At 40.4% G+C, this 17,173-nt stretch carries 17 protein-coding genes; 2 read left to right on the plus strand and 15 right to left on the minus strand.

Features of this window, described 5'->3' with window-relative positions:
- Positions 1-8 precede the first annotated feature (8 nt).
- From treC to BMX30_RS19795, 9 genes are all read right to left on the minus strand, one after another.
- On the minus strand, positions 9-1,676 hold the full coding sequence (gene treC, locus BMX30_RS19755) for an alpha,alpha-phosphotrehalase (RefSeq protein WP_090749558.1): 1,668 nt from the start codon (positions 1,674-1,676) through the stop codon (positions 9-11).
- 504 nt (positions 1,677-2,180) lie between these two features.
- The gene (gene treP, locus BMX30_RS19760) at positions 2,181-3,620 is read right to left on the minus strand and encodes a PTS system trehalose-specific EIIBC component (RefSeq protein WP_090749560.1); all 1,440 of its coding nucleotides are present in this window, start codon (positions 3,618-3,620) and stop codon (positions 2,181-2,183) included.
- A gap of 325 nt (positions 3,621-3,945) precedes the next feature.
- Positions 3,946-5,091: an acyl-CoA dehydrogenase family protein gene (locus BMX30_RS19765; protein ID WP_090749562.1), complete on the minus strand. Its 1,146-nt coding sequence runs from the start codon at positions 5,089-5,091 to the stop codon at positions 3,946-3,948.
- 102 nt (positions 5,092-5,193) lie between these two features.
- Positions 5,194-6,390 carry an acyl-CoA dehydrogenase family protein gene (locus BMX30_RS19770; protein WP_090749564.1) on the minus strand — a complete coding sequence of 399 codons (1,197 nt, stop codon included), beginning with the start codon at positions 6,388-6,390 and terminating at the stop codon, positions 5,194-5,196.
- A gap of 136 nt (positions 6,391-6,526) precedes the next feature.
- Positions 6,527-7,690: a sulfite reductase subunit alpha gene (locus BMX30_RS19775; RefSeq protein ID WP_090749566.1), complete on the minus strand. Its 1,164-nt coding sequence runs from the start codon at positions 7,688-7,690 to the stop codon at positions 6,527-6,529.
- 646 nt (positions 7,691-8,336) lie between these two features.
- On the minus strand, positions 8,337-8,567 hold the full coding sequence (locus BMX30_RS19780) for a hypothetical protein (protein ID WP_090749568.1): 231 nt from the start codon (positions 8,565-8,567) through the stop codon (positions 8,337-8,339).
- Positions 8,568-8,617: 50 nt separating this feature from the next.
- Positions 8,618-9,010 (minus strand): hypothetical protein, encoded by a 393-nt coding sequence (locus BMX30_RS19785; protein WP_244532679.1) that lies wholly within the window; start codon positions 9,008-9,010, stop codon positions 8,618-8,620.
- A gap of 144 nt (positions 9,011-9,154) precedes the next feature.
- Complete coding sequence (locus tag BMX30_RS19790) at positions 9,155-10,273, minus strand: alkene reductase (protein WP_090749570.1); 1,119 nt, start codon at positions 10,271-10,273, stop codon at positions 9,155-9,157.
- Between the two features lie 54 nt (positions 10,274-10,327).
- The gene (locus tag BMX30_RS19795) at positions 10,328-11,302 is read right to left on the minus strand and encodes an NAD(P)H-dependent flavin oxidoreductase (RefSeq protein WP_090749573.1); all 975 of its coding nucleotides are present in this window, start codon (positions 11,300-11,302) and stop codon (positions 10,328-10,330) included.
- A 475-nt stretch (positions 11,303-11,777) separates the two neighbouring features.
- On the opposite strand from BMX30_RS19795, the gene BMX30_RS19800 reads away from it, so the two are divergent.
- Both BMX30_RS19800 and BMX30_RS19805 read left to right on the plus strand, forming a co-directional pair.
- Complete coding sequence (locus BMX30_RS19800) at positions 11,778-11,966, plus strand: hypothetical protein (RefSeq protein ID WP_090749575.1); 189 nt, start codon at positions 11,778-11,780, stop codon at positions 11,964-11,966.
- Positions 11,967-12,106: 140 nt separating this feature from the next.
- Complete coding sequence (locus BMX30_RS19805) at positions 12,107-12,298, plus strand: hypothetical protein (protein WP_090749576.1); 192 nt, start codon at positions 12,107-12,109, stop codon at positions 12,296-12,298.
- Positions 12,299-12,518: 220 nt separating this feature from the next.
- Here the strand turns inward: BMX30_RS19805 and BMX30_RS19810 are convergent, their stop codons facing one another.
- The 6 genes from BMX30_RS19810 to BMX30_RS19835 form a co-directional block, all read right to left on the minus strand.
- Positions 12,519-12,857 carry an IDEAL domain-containing protein gene (locus tag BMX30_RS19810; protein WP_090749578.1) on the minus strand — a complete coding sequence of 113 codons (339 nt, stop codon included), beginning with the start codon at positions 12,855-12,857 and terminating at the stop codon, positions 12,519-12,521.
- Positions 12,858-12,966: 109 nt separating this feature from the next.
- Positions 12,967-13,380 carry an RrF2 family transcriptional regulator gene (locus BMX30_RS19815; RefSeq protein ID WP_090749580.1) on the minus strand — a complete coding sequence of 138 codons (414 nt, stop codon included), beginning with the start codon at positions 13,378-13,380 and terminating at the stop codon, positions 12,967-12,969.
- Between the two features lie 137 nt (positions 13,381-13,517).
- A complete protein-coding gene (gene spxA, locus BMX30_RS19820) occupies positions 13,518-13,913 on the minus strand; it encodes a transcriptional regulator SpxA (protein WP_425283790.1) in 396 nt (131 codons plus the stop codon).
- 194 nt (positions 13,914-14,107) lie between these two features.
- Complete coding sequence (locus BMX30_RS19825) at positions 14,108-15,319, minus strand: SpoIIE family protein phosphatase (protein ID WP_090749584.1); 1,212 nt, start codon at positions 15,317-15,319, stop codon at positions 14,108-14,110.
- Positions 15,312-16,142, minus strand: coding sequence for an alpha/beta fold hydrolase (locus BMX30_RS19830; RefSeq protein ID WP_090749586.1), 831 nt, complete (start codon positions 16,140-16,142; stop codon positions 15,312-15,314). The genes BMX30_RS19825 and BMX30_RS19830 overlap by 8 nt, the downstream gene beginning before the upstream one ends.
- A gap of 154 nt (positions 16,143-16,296) precedes the next feature.
- Positions 16,297-17,019, minus strand: a complete 723-nt coding sequence (locus BMX30_RS19835) for a DUF2161 domain-containing phosphodiesterase (RefSeq protein WP_090749587.1) — start codon at positions 17,017-17,019, stop codon at positions 16,297-16,299.
- Positions 17,020-17,173 lie beyond the last annotated feature (154 nt).

Below are 17,173 nucleotides of genomic sequence, written 5' to 3' on the forward strand. Positions count from 1 at the left end.
GGGAAGAATCATTTCTTTTTCAAATGATAAACAAATGATTCGTATGGACCAACCTGCATATTTGCCGTCAATTCTGGAGCCTTTTCGATGTTTGCCAACAGTACCTCATTGTCATACTTCTGTACAAGCTCTTCAGTTAAAGTAAGCTTCGCATCTTTTCCATAAAAATTATTAATGACAAGTAATCGTTCATTTTCTAAAACCCGTTCATACACAAATAGGTCTGGATGCTCTTCATCTAATAAACGGTATTCACCATCGGTAATAATCGAATATTGTTTGCGCAGTTCAATCAGTTTCTGATAATGATAAAAAATCGAGTCCTTATCTTCAAGTGCTTTTTTTGCGTTGATCTCGTGATAATTTTCAGCTACCGGAATCCAAGGGGTTCCCGTTGTAAATCCAGCCTGAGCATCCTCGTTCCATTGCACCGGTGTTCGTGAATTATCGCGGGATTTTTCTTTTAGAATAGAAAGAATTTCGTCTTCGCTCTTTCCTTCTTCTTTCATAATTCTATAATAATTTAAGGTCTCTACATCCCGATATTGGTCAATCGAATTGAATTTAGGATTGGTCATTCCGAATTCTTCACCTTGGTAAATATACGGCGTCCCCTGCATCATGTGAATAGTCGTGGCCAGCATTTTTGCCGATTCCTTATGGTACTGACCATCATCACCAAATCGGGAAACGATACGTGGCTGGTCATGATTACACCAGAACAACGCATTCCAACCTCCACCTTGTTGCATCTCCGTTTGCCAAAGCGATAAGATCCTTTTTAACGCTAAAAAATCAAAATCAGCAAGTGCCCACTTCTCCCCATTTGGATAATCGACTTTTAAATGATGGAAATTAAATGTCATGCTTAATTCCTTGCGATCGGGGTTGCTGTATTTGATACAGTTTTCAATCGTCGTTGACGACATTTCCCCTACAGTCAAGCTATCGTATTGTGCCAAAACTTCCCGGTTCATTTCCTGAAGGTACTCATGAACTCGCGGGCCATCTGTATAATATTTACGCCCATCCCCTGGAGGTGTGAGACCATCATCATCCGCGAAGCTTTGATCTTTTGAAATTAAATTGATGACATCTAACCGAAAGCCGTCAATCCCCTGCTTGAACCAATAGTGCATCATCTCATATACTTCTTGGCGAACCTTTTCGTTTTCCCAGTTTAAATCCGCTTGGGTCTCATCGAACAAATGGAGATAATATTGCTCCGTCTTTTCATCATACTTCCACGCCGAACCACCAAACTTTGAAATCCAGTTCGTCGGCTCATCCTTCCAAATATAATAATCGCGATAAGGACTTTCTTTTGAGGAAGCCGATTCCTTAAACCAACGATGTTCAGTAGAAGTGTGGTTAACGACAAGGTCCATAATCACCTTAATACCACGGTCATGTGCTTGTTTAAGTAATGCTTTGAAGTCTTCCATCGTTCCATACTCTTCATGAATACTATAATAATCACTAATATCATAACCATTGTCACGCTGTGGGGATTGATAAACCGGAGTCAGCCAAATCACGTCGACTCCAAGCGTTTTAAGGTAATCTAGTTTCTCAATAATCCCTTGGAGATCACCAACACCACTCCCGGTACTATCATTAAAACTTTTCGGATAAATTTGATAGACAACAGATGTTTTCCACCATGGTTGCTTCATATTGACACCTACCTATTCTTCTTTTATGTAACAATGAAAATAAAGAATCTTTATTTTCGGTTCGGGAACTCTCTAATCGCGAACACTCGCTTTTCCCATTCAAATTCTTTTATCCTGGGTTTGTTTCAACTAGAAAGTTCGCTCTTTTCCCGTCCGGACTCTTTCCTTGGGGTTTTGGCAATTAGAAGCTTTCTATCTTACCGTTCTAGCTCTTTCCCTCAGGTTCCGGGCAAGTAGAAGCTCTCTATCTTACCGTTCTGGCTCTTTCCCTCAGGTTTCGGGCAAATAGAAACTCTCTATCTTACCGTTCTGGCTCTTTCCCTCGGGTTTCGGGCAAAAGAGGTCCCTTTTTTACATGCAATGATCTTTCCCCATTTACTTGCTCAAATAAATGCCTACTTAGACGAAACCCTAATAGTATTAGCCTGCACAAAAAAACTCACAACTACAAATTGAAATTCTAAAAAAGGAAAGAGGAACAAATAATTGTTCCTCCTTGTGTTTTTATGCACGCTTTTTCTTAAAAGCAATGTTTCCTACATTTAGTTTGTTGAACACAATTGTTAGAACGAATGGAACGGCAATGGCAACGATCATCGCAAGAGCGAATGTTCCCATAAATTGCGGTTGGATGGAAAGTATTCCTGGTAACCCACCGACACCGATGGAGTTCGCCATTACGCCGCTACCTACTGAAATCACAGCGGCAACTAATGAACCCAACATCGCAGCTAAGAATGGGAAGCCGTATTTCAAGTTGATACCGAACATCGCTGGCTCTGTTACCCCAAGGTAACAAGAAATTGCTGCTGGAATCGATACTTGCTTTTCCGCTTCATTTTTACGATTAATATAGATCATCGCTAGAACCGCAGAACCTTGAGCGATATTTGATAATGCAATCATCGGCCATAGGTTTGTTCCACCAAGCTCACTCATAAGCTGCAAGTCGATGGCATTTGTCATATGGTGTAAACCAGTAATAACAAGTGGTGCATAGATAAACCCAAATACTGCGGCAAACAACCAACCGAAAGCTGAAGTTAGGCCAGAGTATACGATATTTGAAATCCATGAACCAATTTCCCAACCGATAGGACCAAGAATCGTATGAGCTAGTAAAACAGCTGGTACTAATGATAAAAATGGAACAACAATCATTGAAATCGCATTCGGAATCACTTTACGCAACTGAATTTCTAAATAAGAGAACACTAAACCTGCTAAAATTGCCGGAATAACTTGTGCCTGATATCCAATCATTTGAATTTGAGCAAAACCAAAATCCCAATATGGAATATCTTCGGCACCAGCGCCAGCCACACCATAAGCATTTAAGAGCTGAGGCGATACAAGGGTAATACCAAGGACAATCCCGAGAATTTGAGAAGCACCCATTTTTCTAGCAACCGCCCAGGTAATCCCTACAGGCAAGAAGTGGAAGATCGCTTCCCCAATTAACCAAAGGAACGCATGGACCCCTGCCCAAAACTGAGATGACTCGACAATGGTCATTGTCCCATCTTCAAGCAACTTGATATCACCGATAACATTTCTAAAACCAAGGATTAGACCACCGACAACAAGTGCCGGAATAAGCGGTGTGAATATATCCGCTAAATGAGAAATCATTCTTTGCAATAGATTCATATTTTGTTTCGCAGCAACCTTTGCCTCATCTTTTGAGGTGTCACTTACACCCGCAATTTTAATAAATTCATTATAGAAGGACGGAACTTCATTTCCAACTACAACCTGAAATTGACCGGCTTGGGTAAAAGTCCCCTTTACCACATCGATTTTCTCAATCTCTTCAACATTTGCTTTATTCGGATCGTTTAACACAAATCTCATTCTTGTTACACAATGCGTAACCACTGAGATGTTATCGCTTCCCCCGATATGCTTTAAAAGCTCTTCTGCTGAGTTTTTATATTTACTCATTCTTTTCTCCTCCTCACCTTTTGGCAAGACTATTTATCTTTTTTCTACTCAACCTGTATACAAAAGTCCTATTTGCGTTTTCGCATTAACTTGTATATACATGTTTTGTTGACGCTTTCATCATAACTTGTATATACAAATCCGTCAACATATAAAATAAACAAAGAAAATTCAAATTTTTTTCAGCCCGTTTCCAAAGACAATCACAGAAATACCACAAAGATTTCCCAGGCAAGCGCATGAAGTGACAAGATACCCAACTCTTTCGACAAAAAAACAAGGGGACGGTTCTCCTGCTTCCGCAGAAGAACCGTCCCCTTGCTTCCTATCTATTCATCTTTACTATCTCCTCAAGAATGGTCTCTTTTTTTTGTAAGTCTACTCTTGCTAACCGGATTTCTTTATACCATCTCTCAATTGGTAAATCACCAGCATATCCAGACCCACCGCAAATCTGCAAACTGTCATCAATAATTTTTGCGGCTGCTTCTGTAGCAAATAGTTTAGCCATCTTCGCACTAATCCTGCCGTCTTTATCCCCCGCATCGATTTGCTTAGCCGCATCATAAACCATCAACCGTGCCGCTTTTATGTTGAGCACCGCTTCAGCGATCATTGTTTGAACCGCAGGAAACTCGATTAATGCTTTTCCCCTCGTTATACGAAGCATTGCGTAATCCCTCGCATATTGCAAGGCTTTTTCTGCAACCCCCAAACATCGAGCACCAAGCAAAACTTGAGTTTCAGCTAACCACTGCTTTATTAATTGTGCCCCTTCACCAACCTTGCCAATTCTACGATCATCCGGCAGCCGTACATCTTTTAAGATGACCTCATGCCTTGTCTGGACATCCATTAAGACTGTTTCTTTTAGTTCATAAGAGTCAGTAGGCGCTAGGATAAACAAGGTCGCCTCCTTTGCTCCGTTATCACCGAGACAGTTTACAAGGATGATGCCAAAGCTAGATTGTTCAAGCTTTTGGATATACGATTTATGCCCATTTATCACCCAATCGGCACCTTGTTTAACCGCCTCACACCGTAGCCGCTCGATGTGATTATCTTCCAATGCCTCCCACAAAGCCATAAAGCAACCTTTGCCCCGTTCAATAGCTGGTTTTACATACGTTTCTATTTGTTCTAGTGTGCACTGTTCAAGAAAGCTTGGCAGTTCCTCCCCAAATGCGTCAGCTGCAGGATGATACAATCCCAATCGATGCTTGGCTGCCTCTTCATAAATCACACTTCTTATAAACAGGGATAACCCTGCTCCGCCCCATTCTTCCTTTGCGCCTAATGCGAACAATCCTGCCATTCTTGCTTTTTCTTTTAAAAGTTCCACTTGTTCTACCGGTAACTTTTGAAGATAATCTTTCTGTGACTGCTCCAAAACAGCCACTTGTTCCGCTACAAAGGATTTTACTGTCCGTTTTAATAGCACCAAGTCACTTTCAACAAACACATCTTCCACGCCGGTCCCCCCTATTCTTCAATCATCACGCACTCCACTTGTTCCTCAAGATGCTTATCAAGCTTGACGAAGCAACCTTTCTGCAAAACCACCACTCTACTTTCAAATTTGCCATTGCTCCCTAGCTTTAAATTCCTTTAACACTTGTCTAGCCACGACCATTCGATGAACCTCATCTGCTCCATCATAAATTCGTGCTGCTCTAGCTTCCCGATACAAGCCCTCTAAAAGTACACTTGGGGTTAGTCCATACAACCCAAGTGTTTCTATCGCACGGTCAAGGACATGATTTAATACGTTTGCCCCATAAAGTTTAATGAGGGATACTTCTTTACGTGCTTCATCGCCTTGATCCATTTTCCACGCAGCCTGTAATGTTAATAATCTAGCTGCCTGAATTTCAGCTTCTGAATCGGCAATCATATTCTGAACGGTTTGAGAATCTGCTAAAGATTTGTCCCCAACTTTTTTATCTAAGGAATAGGCAATCATTTCATTTAAAGCACGCCGAGCCACCCCTAACCACCGCATCGCATGGGTGATTCTTCCTGGGCCTAAACGGAGCTGGGCCAACTTAAATCCATCCCCTCGATGGCCAAGCATGTTCTTTTCTGGGATTCGGCAATCATTGAAACGAACTTCACAATGCCCACCTGGAGAATGATCGCCAAGTACTGGCACCTCGCGAACAAGTTCAAATCCTGGATTATCCGTCTCAACAATAAACAGACTTGTTCGGCGATGCTTGTCGGCGTCAGGATCAGTCACAACCATAGCAATACAAAAAGAAGCACCCACAGCCCCTGTGGTATACCATTTCGTTGCATTAATGACCCATTCATCTCCATCTTTTACGGCTTTCCCTTGAAGGGTCGTTGGATCAGACCCAGAAACTTCTGGTTCTGTCATCGCAAAACAGGATCGAACCTCTCCACTAGCTAACGGGTATAGATAGGGTTCTTTTTGCTCGTCTGTTGCTGCATGTAAAAGAATTTCCCCATTTCCAGCATCAGGAGCCATTGAACCAAACACTAAAGGTCCGATTGGGCTTTGCCCCATCACTTCAGATAGAAGGCCAAGCGAGACATAGCCCTCCCCCATCCCCCCAACTTCTCTGGGGAGGTGGGCCGCCCATAGCCCTTTTTCTTTCACAATTTCCTGCAAGGGCTTTAGAATATGGTATGGAAGGCCCCGGTGTGGAAGCATATACTTTTCATTCGGGTAGACGTATTTGTCCATGATTTCAGTGGCTTCTGCCAGCATTCTTTGCTGATTTTCACTCTCCATAAAATTGAACATGTTTATCACTCCTTTAATTAACAGGGGAAAATTTTAATAAAAATTTCAATAAAAAAAGAGTGACTCAATTTACCGCTCATTCGCGAAATGGAGTCACTCTCTTGTAGGTTAAAAGCATTATTCAATTGAATTATTTTTAATACACATCACGCTGGTAACGCTTTTGCTTCTGCATATCCGTTAGATACGCTTCGGCTTCTTCATGTGTCATGTTACCTTCATTTTCAAAGATAGTGATTAGCGTATTATGAACGTCTTTCGCCATATACTGCTTATCGCCACAAACATAGAAATAAGCTCCGTTGTTTAGCCACTCAAACAGCTCTTTGCTGTGTTCAAACATTTTGTGCTGAACATATACTTTCTGGTCTGTGTCACGAGAAAACGCGGCATCTAACTTAGTTAAAACGCCGTCCTTTTGGTAAGCTTCTAATTCGTCTTGGTAAAGGAAGTCCGTCGTTGAATGTTGATCTCCAAAAAACAACCATGAACGACCTTTCGCTTCATTTACAGCGCGTTCCTGGATAAAGGAACGGAAAGGTGCGATTCCAGTCCCTGGACCAACCATAATGATGTCGGTATCCTGTGATTCAGGCAAATAGAAATGTTTATTTGTTTGGATAAACACTGGGAGTGTCTCTCCTACCGGAAGACGTTCCGCACATTGAACAGAACAAACGCCCTTTCGCTCACGACCATGAGCTGTATAACGTACCGCTCCAATGGTTAAATGGACTTCGTCTGGATTCGCCGCAAGACTGCTAGCAATCGAGTAAAGTCGTGGTGGCATTTTTCTTAAGAGCGATACCAACTCTTGGGCAGATGCCTTCCATGGACCAAATTCGCGCAATAGATCTAGGAAATCACGACCGTCAATGTACGCTTTTAGTTGATCGACATTTTCAACTGCAACAAGGTTTTGTAGTTCCTCATTGTCCGTTAATCCCGCCGCCTGTTGAAGAATTTTTTTCGTCAACAAGGTAATTTCAAAGTAAGTTGTAAGTGCTTCCTTTAGTGGCAGCGTATCGCCCTGTTTATTAATCGTAACTGCCTCTTCCGCATTCCAGTTCATTTCCTTCATAAGGGACTCAACTAATTGCGGATTATTCTCAGGAAGAATCCCGAGGCAATCCCCTGGTCCATAAGCTAACCCTGAACCTTTTAAAGACAACTCGATATGTCTCGTTTCTTTACTAGAGCCTTCTCTGTTTAGGTCTATATTTTTTAGAACTTTCGCATGAAATGGATTCGTTCTTGAATAAGTTGCTGGAACCTTTGCTTTGTCTACCGTAAGTACCATAATCCTCACCCCACAAAAAATGTTCTATCTCGAAAATAGCATAGCATATAAAATTACGCTGTGTTATTTTTCACACTATTGAAACATTTTTTAAAAAAATCCTCTTGATAATCAAATGGGACTCCAAGTTTATAACTCCTAATTCACCGGTTAAGCTACTTGTGACCACTCAGATTTTTTGGGACTTACCTATAGTGTTCTTCATTAGAGGTTTTTTAAAGGATGATAATATTTACAGGGATAATAAATAGATGAGGTTCACAAAATGTTAACACCTAAGCAGTGACAAAGGTATATTTTTTTAATTGCTAACTTGGCTTAATTCCTTTAAATGAAGTCATGTCCTTCGTTAGCAGTTAGTTATAGAAATAAGAGGAGATTTTTCCGTTCAATATAGATTAGAGCTCGTTTTTGGGTATATAAGGGAGTTTTCCTTCTATTCGAGCAAAGTTACCTTTTTCACGTTTTCCGAATCAATTAAGCGGAATTACTCCCTCTATTTTAGCAATTTTCATTGTTATTTAATAAATAAGGGGAATTTTCCCACTATTTCCCCTGATCAAAGTGCCTAGTCTATAAGCGTGAACATTGGTCCTTTAACAGCCATTTTTGTATTAAGAACTTAAAAACTCAACAAATAACCTTTTCAGGAAAACCATATTCTTGATATTTGAAGTGGGTTCACAACCGACTTTAGCCTACCGTCAGGGTGATATAATTTTATGGAATTCAACTTTTTAAAATCGTATGAAACCTTTTCTAAGTCCTCTACGAGTTTTATTGTCTCATTTTTGTCGAGCTTAAAGGAAAGTGTCTGACCGGACAATAAAATTTCTGCTATTATAGTTTCTTTTTCTTCATTCCTTCTACCAAACATATCTTGCCCCTCCTAAAACGTATTCACTTATTTGGGTGAATCCGAACTATTTACTGGCTTTCATCCTTCTCTTTCACTGTATTTGATTGGTTCACTTTTCTCCACCTAGTAGACATTTCATAAATTGAAAACAAGAGAACAATCCACACCAGACCACTGTCTAGTGATAGTCCAGAAACGGATTCTCCGCCTAAGGCAGTCAACAAGCTCATTAACAAAAGGATATAAATGGTCGAAGTCAATTGCCATTTTAATATCTCTTTACTGTCGCGATTTCGATATCTTTTCAAAAGAAAACTCAAGATAATTATCCCAAAAAACGCACTGATCACAAGGAACTTTGGAATTTTATACGCAAGTAGACTTTCCGGAAAATAATCATAGATAAATAATAATGTAATCGCCAAAAGATTCATGATATCTAGTGGTTTAAAAAATTTCAAATAACCCCTCCTGCTTTTAATAGGCAACATATTACACTCCTCTTCGCTTTTGGAAAAGGTCTTCAATAAATAAGTAAAGGTACAAACCATTAACGATTTGTACCCCTACGATATGGTTATTCCTTGAGTTCTCTTCTTCTCTAATTAAATTAAAACAGGAAGGTGCTTCCTTGCTTCATACTCTTCCAACTCATCCCCATTTTTCAATCGTGAGATAAAATCTGGGTTCGATACTAATGGGCGTCCGAAAGCAGCCACATCAATTGTTCCTTCTTCTAAAGCCTGTTCCGCCGTTTCAGGGTCCAACGTACCAACGCCGACAATCACACCATCCCAGTATTTGCGTACGAGCTGATGCATTGTTTTTCCGTCTGCAATCACTCGGCTAAAATCCATTGTAGAAGGATGTAGCAGTGTTGCTCCGACTTCAAGGAAAGCTGCAACAAACGTACGAATAGCTAGTTCTGGATCTTCCCACATATATGTTGGGGTATCGCTTTTATGAGCGGAAAAGCGAATCATCGTTCTCTCTGTGCCTACCGCATCAATTACTGCCCTTGTTACCTCTTTCATTAACGTTAATCTTTGGGCAAGGTCCCCACCATATTGGTCGGTACGGTGATTGGAAATATCTGAATTGAATTGATCGATTAAATAGCCGTGCGCTCCGTGAATTTCAACGCCATCGAAGCCTGCCTCGATTGCATTTTTCGCCGCCTGTGCGTACTGGCCAACCAATTCCTCAATGTCCGCTAAGCTCATCTCTTCAGGAACATCATATGGCTTGCGGAAGCGTGGAACCTGCCCTTCCGCTTGGATGGCTGATGGTGCTTGCGGCGGATGGTTCAATGTTAATTCATGATGGGAAAGTCGTCCTACATGCCATAACTGTGCGATGATCGTTCCGCCTTCATTATGTACAGCCTCTGTTACCTTTTTCCACGCTTCCACTTGCTCGTTCGTATAAAGCCCAGGAACTTTCGGGTTCCCTTTGGCACGAGGGCTTATTAAAACTCCCTCTGTGATGATCAAACCCACTCCGTCTGCTGCCCGCCTCCGGTAATATTCAACTACATCTTCACCAACCACACCGGTTTCATCATCAGCAAAACAGCGGGTCATCGGAGCCATGGCTGTTCGAGTTTTCAAATTCCAAGCACCAATTTTAACCGGTTCAAAAAGTTTGCTATCTAAGCCATTCTTCAACTTCCCCCAGTTTGTTACTTCGGTAGATTGATAGATTCCTTTCGTTGCTTGACTCATAGACGGTTTCTCCTCCAATTCATGTATAAACCACAGATGACGTGGATGTAGCGTTTATGCGAACACTTGACTAGACTGAATTAAGTTCTCTCTTGCAGCAATATACTCGCGATGGAGCTTATCCACATATTCTTTCGCACTGGTAACCTCTTGAATGACTCCGATTCCTTGTCCACTTCCCCAAATATCCTTCCATGCCTTTGCTTTTCCCTCTCCACCAAAATTCATTTGAGATGGATCACTTTCAGGAAGGTCATTTGGATCTAAACCAGCTGCGCGGATGGATGGTGCCAGATAATTCCCATGAACCCCAGTAAATAAATTGCTATAAACGATGTCATCGGAAGTGCTGTCAACAATGGCTTGCTTATAGTCCTCTGAGGCACGTGCTTCGTGTGTAGCAATGAAAGGAGATCCAATATAAGCGAAATCGGCCCCCAACGCTTGAGCAGCCAAGATAGCGTTTCCATTTGCGATCGAGCCCGACAAAGCAACTGGTCCATCAAACCATTGGCGAATTTCCTGGATTAAAGCAAACGGGCTCTTTGCACCAGCATGACCACCAGCTCCTGCAGCAACAGCGATTAATCCATCAGCGCCTTTTTCAATCGCCTTGTGAGCGAACTTATTATTAATAACGTCATGGAAAACAATTCCTCCGTAGCTATGTGCAGCGACATTGATTTCTTCGCGTGCTCCTAGTGACGAAATAATGATTGGAACTTTATACTTTGCACATAATTCCATATCTGTTTCAAGTCGATCATTTGATTTATGAACAATCTGGTTGATCGCAAACGGTGCTGCTGGACGCTCTGGGTTCTGAGCATTATACGCCGCCAACTCTTCTGTAATTTCAGCCAACCACTCATCGAGCTGCGAGGCAGGCCTTGCATTCAGTGCAGGCATCGATCCAACAATTCCCGCCTTACATTGTTCAATTACCAACTTCGGGTTGCTAATAATGAAGAGCGGGGAACCAATTACAGGAATTCTTAGGTCTTTAAGGATTGCCGGAACATTTGACATATGTATACTCCTCCTCTATTCATCTTAAGGTCATCTGAAGCGTTCAAAACTAACCCACCGGTCAGTTACTTACTTTAAAATTACAGTATTCCCCAGAACCCAGTCAAGCCTATTTCCGAAATTATCAAAAAATACGACTATTCAAACCAATGATTCCTTGTACTCGTACGAATTAAATTATCCTAACTTTAGCCGGATAAAATGACTTTTGAGGAGTCTAACTTTGGATTAAACGAAAGCAATGAACATAAAAACACAGTTTCACACAAATAATAACCATTAAAGAATGTTGAAAGGATGAAAACAATGGCAAAAAAAGAACACGCAAAGAACCAAGTCATCTACGTATCCAATCCCGCCTACGAAAAGCAACACTCGAAAAAGAAGCAAAGGGACGGTTCTTCTGCTTCCAATTCAGAATGAAAAATAAATCGTAGGTACTCTATTCAACTCGAATTAAAGGAGGAGTTTTTCAATGAAAGAAGAAGAAACAAAAAATACGAAGCAGGACCTAAATTATGAAGGAAAAGAAGAAGCCTATGTAGATGTTGACCGTATGATCAATGAAGGCTTGTCAGGTGGCTCTGTTCACATGAGAGAAGACTCGGCAAACATTGAAGAGACCATAGATTTACCGGAAGAAGAACCACCAAATCATAATTGAAGAATAAGAAAGCAATTAGTATGACTTTCATTTATTAGGCATTGTTTTCCAACGAATATTTCAACTGAACTTCACCCTCTTCCAATTGAATAATCCCTTCCCAACTACACAAGCTATTTTTGTTAAGGAGGTGAGATTGAATGTCTAACAAAAGAAATCACGATGAACAAAATGTTTCAGAAAAAATCAAAGATGGCGCTGGAGCGGCTTTTCACTCTGTCCACAGTGCATTAGAGGCCACTGAAAATGCAGCAATGAGTGCTGTAGACGCTACCGCAAATGCGATTAGCGATTTAACAGATGATGAAAAAAAGAACAGAGAAAACCGATAGTTTTTAGGCGCCATTCTTTTGGCGTTTTTTTATTGAAACGACATCCAAAGGGGTTATGCTGGTAATTAGCGGGACGTTCCCATCTTCTAAGCCGAGTTAGGTCACCAATTAGCTCCAATCGGTGACCATACACCCTTTTTTTAACCTATATAGGTCACCAACACGCTCTATTGGTGACCCTTCCCACTCTCTTTCATCCTAGATCAAATATCAACCCACTTTAATAAATTGCTTCATTAACAAGCTTGTCCATCGCCTTTAATTTAGCCGAGAGCTCAAGAAACCATTCTTCATCACCGGTAGATAAAGCTAGGTCTATCAGGTAGTTTATTTGCTCCTTATTCTTCACATTTGATTCAGGGAGTATTTTTACCTGCTTGCTTAACAACTGGATTGTTTTGCCAACTGTTTCTTGATTGTCACTTGTAACGACATTTACATTTACTACTTCCTCTATTACAGTAAACGAGTCGACATACCCGATGATCAATTCCCCTTCTCTTGATTCGCCTTTAACCCAATCCCCAATTTTCAATACAGAATGATGATTAGTCGCCATCGTTTGTCACCCACTTAGATTATTTTTTAATAAAGTTCTACGTAAAATCGAGTAGAACTATCTGTAACTATTTTTATTACATTTCAATTAATAAGGACCTCTTCGAATCCTACCGTTCCTGATTGATAAGATCAACAACTTCCTTAAGACTATATTCCTTCAAAAATTCACCGAGATGTTCTTCAGCACCTAGAAATATCGTAAACAAGACTTTGTGCATATTTGCCCCTACAATGCATTGCTCATTTGATTCAGGACATTTTGGCTGCAGCGTTCCTTTGCATGTAATCTTATAGAGATCCCAGAGGTTTACTTCACTTAGGTCAATAGCAAAAATAAATCCCCCACCGGTTCCTTCTTTTGACTTAATAAACCCATTCCTCTTAAGCAAACTCAACACTTTACGAATCCTTACGGGGTGGACCCCTGCACTCTCTGAGATCACATCACTTGTTGCCATCCGACCAGGTTGGAGGGCCAGAAGGGTTAAACTGTGAATGGCAAGTGTAAAATCACTGTTCATGGCCTACCTCCTAAGAAAAATATCCCTTTACAATCTTACTAAATGAAGAACTTACTGTAATGATAAACGTTACAGATTGACGAGTCAAACATACTGATTGCACTCAGTTAATATATAAGCTCTGAAGTGCTTCGGGTTTAAATCGTCCCTAGTAGTTGACCACTTTTTTGAGCTTCAACCCTATAAAAGGTGCGAAGACTGCGTGGGAGAAAACTACGAATTTCCTCTTCGTTATATCCAACCAACAACCTTTTTTCATCTTGAATAATGGGTCTCCGTAGCATCTTTGGATTACTTATAATGATTTTATAAAGTTCATGCATGGGCAGAGAATCAATATTAATATTCAGCTCTTGGAATGTTTTTGATTTTGTTGAAATGATTTCGTCCGTACCATCCTCCGTTAAAAGAAGAATTGATTTAATCTCCTCTTTTGTAAGGGGCTCTGACAGGATGTCTCTTTCAATAAACTCAATGTGATTATCCTCAAGCCATGCCTTAGCTTTGCGACAAGATGTACAGCTCGACGTCATATACAGTTTTATCACTTATAACACTTCCCCTTGGACTATTAAAAACATCATCTTAATTTTTAATACTATGAATTCAAGATATCACTCTTCAATCATAAACTCTTAATACTGTAACTTTAATCGCTACAGTTTAATAAGTCAAGGGGACGGTTCTTCTGCTTCCTTAGAGGAAGCAGAAGAACCGTCCCCTAACTTCATATTAAATCAATGATAATAAAGCACTGATCATCACTTTTGTGGTATTTATTTTTTTGATTATCTAATGAATCGATAATCTTTTCCTTTAGCACTCCTATCGGACTGGACGCATTCTCCTTTAATAAGGCGCTTAAATGGTTGAAACTAAGCGGGTCGGTTACACCATCTGTATAAAGAAGCAATCGGTCTCCACCAGAAAAGGAAATGGAGTTTGAGGTATATTCAATCCCTTCAAACATTCCAATTGGGACATTTGTCGTTTTTAATTCATGTTGTTTGCCTCTCGTGTCCTGCCAAAACGCCGGTGGATGCCCTGCATTGGTATACTCTATCTTTTGTTCATCGGTATTAACGATCAGGGAAATCGCCGTGCAGTAATGCCTCGCTTCCTCATTATTTTGGAATAAACGATGAAGGTGAAGGTCTAATTCCTTCATAACAACCTCTGATTTCACTCCAAAGGAAATCAATCTTTGGAAAAGAGAGTGAAGCGACATTGTGATCAGTGCAGAAGATACACCGTGCCCCATAACATCAAGGAGGATAATTCCATAGCGATGTTCATCTATTTGATAAAAACCATATATATCCCCAGATAGTTCGCTTGAGGCTCGATGGAATGCGTCAATCTGAATAAGTTTGTTCGAAATCGGATCTGTTAATGAAGTTTTTTGAATTTTTTTGGCTAACTCTAGTTCCTTTTTTGTGTCAATTTTGAACTTCCGATTTTGTTCATTGAGCTCAAGCAATTTTTCTTGTTTGGCCTCTAGGGCTTTAAGAGTCCCTTCTAGTTCGGCATTTGCTTTATGCATGGCAGCTAAAGCATCTTCGGACTCTTTTTTTGCAATCAATAGTTCATTTTCATATTCATTTCGTTTTCGTATTGGGAAGACAACACACTCCGAAACGGTTTTTTCAACTCCCTTTTTTGAAAGGGCGTTTACCATAACAGGTATTTCTTCGCCATTGCTAGATTGCAAGGAGATATACATTTCTTCAATTTTCCTATTTGTTTTTATTAATGGGACGAAATAGAGTTGAAAAAAGATTCTAGAAGATACAGTAAGAATCTCATGGAAATGTTTTCCCTCTACCTGATCCCGTTTGAATTCGAGAAATTGGAGCAATGTTTGATTTATCGATAAAATCATACCATCCTCTGATAAAGTCAGAAAGCCACATGGTGCATAGTCTAATTGGTCATCCATTTAGGGCGCCACTAACAGAAGCTTTATTTAAATAATGCAAAATCGAGGCAATCGTTTCCTCGGGATGGCTCATATGTGGGCAATGTCCAATGGCTTCCATCTTTTTATACGTACTGTTAGGAAGTTGCTGATACAGAAATTGACCAACTGATTCTGGGGCAATGACATCCTGTGAACATTGCAAAATCAATGAAGGGACAGAAACCTTGGACAAGTCCTTCCGATTGTCTGAGAAAAAAGTAGCCTCAGCGAATTGTCGAGCGATAATCGGATCAGTAGAGCAAAAACGATCCTCTAACTCACTTTTAATCTCCGGTCGGTTTGCATCATTTAATAACGTTGATGCAAACATCGTCGCCCAACCGATGTAATTTTTATCCATCATTTCAAGTAACCCGATAAGGTCCTCCTTCTCAAACCCACCAAAGTACTCGGGAGGGTCGTTCAAGTAACAGGGTGAAGGTCCAACCATAATCAGGTTTGAAAAATACTCAGGACTTCTCAGCGATGCAAGCATGCCAATCATACTTGAAACGGAATGGCCAACAAACACAGCATTTTTTAGGTTTAAAGCCGAGCAAACATCAAGTAAATCTTGTGTATAGCCGTCAAGAGAACTGTATCTTTGAATGTCATAGGAATTTAAGTCAGATTGACCAGAACCGACATAGTCAAATAAGACAACTTTGTAATCCTTTTCAAAAGCCTTTGCAACCGTATTCCAAACCGTTTGATCACAACCAAACCCAGGAGCAAAGATAATGGCCCGTGTGCCACTCCCCTTCACCTGTACAGCATTTCGAGAAACAATATCTTGGGTCATTATTATGCTCCTTCATTTTTAGGATTTTTAGGTTAACAACACGAACGTGTTAATAACTATAATAACATTTTATTAGTTTGTAATAAATGGTACATTTAGAACGACTTGGAAGTCTTAAGGAACCGACTTAGGCTTGATTTCTAAAAGTCCCTGACTACTCTACCAACTTGTTTAAGTAATAATCAATCAGTTCTGGGTATTCCTTTACTTCGGCTTTCCCCTTCTCACTGATGACATAAATACCACGTTTTACCCTTTCAAACCAGCCGTAATAGTTTTTCGTTAATATCGATGAAGTTTTTGGCCCCGCTCCCATCTCGACTAATGCTTTAGGTGATAGCTGCCCAAAATGTTCAAGATAGCAGGCTATTTGAATGCAATTTTCCTTATATGCAGTCATAATTTTCGTCCTACTACTTCCACCTATATTGAAGTCCGCACTTCTCCCTGCGATTTCCTTTAATAAATTGGTTCTTTTAGCCTTATTCCGACCTGTGATTTGACGCCGGTTAAAGGGGGTTGGATGAAACAGGACTTCCGCTTTTGGCCGATTCCCAGGAAACGACACGACAATCAAACCTAACTCCATTCTTTTAACCAAATGACATTTATCGGTCCATTGCTTGGAATTTAATCGCCCTTTTGGTCTGGGAATTGCAACATAAACTTGGTCCGTTAACTTTTGCCGTTTGGCTGCCTGAATCAGCAAATCAACACTCAATGTTAACTTCAATTCAACGACTAACAATTCTTCCTCTTTGACCGCCGCTATATCACAATCTTTCACTTCTCCGTAAACCTCGTAACCTTCTCGAACAAACAGCTTCTGGATTGGTTTATATAAATCTACTTCTTTAATTTTCTTCTGTTCTGTCAAATCTAATCACCACTTATAAAAAGAGTGCTATCGCCTAAATAGGTAAGCTTAAATATACAAGAACAAAATCGCTAACGCGACCTTAACCCCGTCCCAAGTGAAGTGAAATCACTTGGGATCTTTTTTCGCTCTACGCATAGGTCCACCACACTTT

The sequence above is a fragment of the Mesobacillus persicus genome (assembly GCF_900109925.1).
Classification (GTDB): Bacteria; Bacillota; Bacilli; order Bacillales; family Cytobacillaceae; genus Mesobacillus_B; species Mesobacillus_B persicus.

Coding starts and splice junctions, on each gene's coding strand:
- treC (WP_090749558.1), bottom strand. CDS start 1,676: ATGAAGCAACCATGGTGGAAAACATCTGTTGTCTATCAAATTTATCCG.
- treP (WP_090749560.1), bottom strand. CDS start 3,620: ATGAGTAAATATAAAAACTCAGCAGAAGAGCTTTTAAAGCATATCGGG.
- BMX30_RS19770 (WP_090749564.1), bottom strand. CDS start 6,390: ATGTTCAATTTTATGGAGAGTGAAAATCAGCAAAGAATGCTGGCAGAA.
- BMX30_RS19775 (WP_090749566.1), bottom strand. CDS start 7,690: ATGGTACTTACGGTAGACAAAGCAAAGGTTCCAGCAACTTATTCAAGA.
- BMX30_RS19780 (WP_090749568.1), bottom strand. CDS start 8,567: ATGTTTGGTAGAAGGAATGAAGAAAAAGAAACTATAATAGCAGAAATT.
- BMX30_RS19790 (WP_090749570.1), bottom strand. CDS start 10,273: ATGAGTCAAGCAACGAAAGGAATCTATCAATCTACCGAAGTAACAAAC.
- BMX30_RS19795 (WP_090749573.1), bottom strand. CDS start 11,302: ATGTCAAATGTTCCGGCAATCCTTAAAGACCTAAGAATTCCTGTAATT.
- BMX30_RS19800 (WP_090749575.1), top strand. CDS start 11,778: ATGAAAGAAGAAGAAACAAAAAATACGAAGCAGGACCTAAATTATGAA.
- BMX30_RS19805 (WP_090749576.1), top strand. CDS start 12,107: ATGTCTAACAAAAGAAATCACGATGAACAAAATGTTTCAGAAAAAATC.
- BMX30_RS19810 (WP_090749578.1), bottom strand. CDS start 12,857: ATGGCGACTAATCATCATTCTGTATTGAAAATTGGGGATTGGGTTAAA.
- BMX30_RS19815 (WP_090749580.1), bottom strand. CDS start 13,380: ATGAACAGTGATTTTACACTTGCCATTCACAGTTTAACCCTTCTGGCC.
- spxA (WP_425283790.1), bottom strand. CDS start 13,913: ATGACGTCGAGCTGTACATCTTGTCGCAAAGCTAAGGCATGGCTTGAG.
- BMX30_RS19825 (WP_090749584.1), bottom strand. CDS start 15,319: ATGGATGACCAATTAGACTATGCACCATGTGGCTTTCTGACTTTATCA.
- BMX30_RS19830 (WP_090749586.1), bottom strand. CDS start 16,142: ATGACCCAAGATATTGTTTCTCGAAATGCTGTACAGGTGAAGGGGAGT.